Here is a 643-nt window from a genome sequence, read left to right on the forward strand (position 1 = left end):
GCCTCGGCGGAAAAGCCGGCGAAGACGACGTTGTGCGGCGCGCCGATGCGAGCGCACGCGAGCATGGCGATGGGGAGTTCCGGAACCATCGGCATGTAGAGCGTGACTACGTCGTCCTCCTCGACGCCGAGGTCACGCAAGGCCGCCGCGAACTCGTTCACCTCGCGGTAGAGGTCCTGATACGTGTACGTCCGCGTCTCGCCGTGTTCGCCTTCCCACTTGATGGCGACGCGGTTCTTGTCCCCGTTTTCGACGTGGCGGTCCACGCAGTTATAACAGGCGTTCAGGTCGCCGCCGGTGAACCACTCGTAGAACGGCGGATTCGAATCGTCCAGTACCTCGTCGTAGTCGGCGTCCCAGTCGAGCAGGTCGGCCGCGCGCTCCCAGCAGTCGGGCCAGTTCTCCTCGAACTCGTCGTAGATGCCGGCGTCCGAGACGTTCGCCTGCTCGACGAACTCCTCGGTGGGTTCGAACTCGTCTTGTTCTGCCAGCCGTGCCTCCAGTTCGGTGTCACCGTCTGCCATAGTACGTGCTAACGAGTCTCGACAAAGGGCATAAGTAGGATAACTAATTATCGAAAGTTAACACCACGAATATACATAATAGTCTGTGGGCACGTGTATAGGCTTCAGAGCCACAGATG

1 protein-coding gene is annotated in these 643 nt (G+C 60.0%); it reads right to left on the bottom strand.

The window, feature by feature from the left end; all coding sequences use genetic code 11:
* A partial coding sequence (locus DVK05_RS16360; protein ID WP_147437826.1) for an AMP-binding protein occupies positions 1 to 524 on the bottom strand: 524 nt, incomplete at its 3' end.
* Between the last annotated feature and the right edge of the window lie 119 nt (positions 525 to 643).

This window comes from Halorubrum sp. Atlit-8R, assembly GCF_003666025.1.
GTDB lineage: Archaea > Halobacteriota > Halobacteria > Halobacteriales > Haloferacaceae > Halorubrum > Halorubrum salinarum.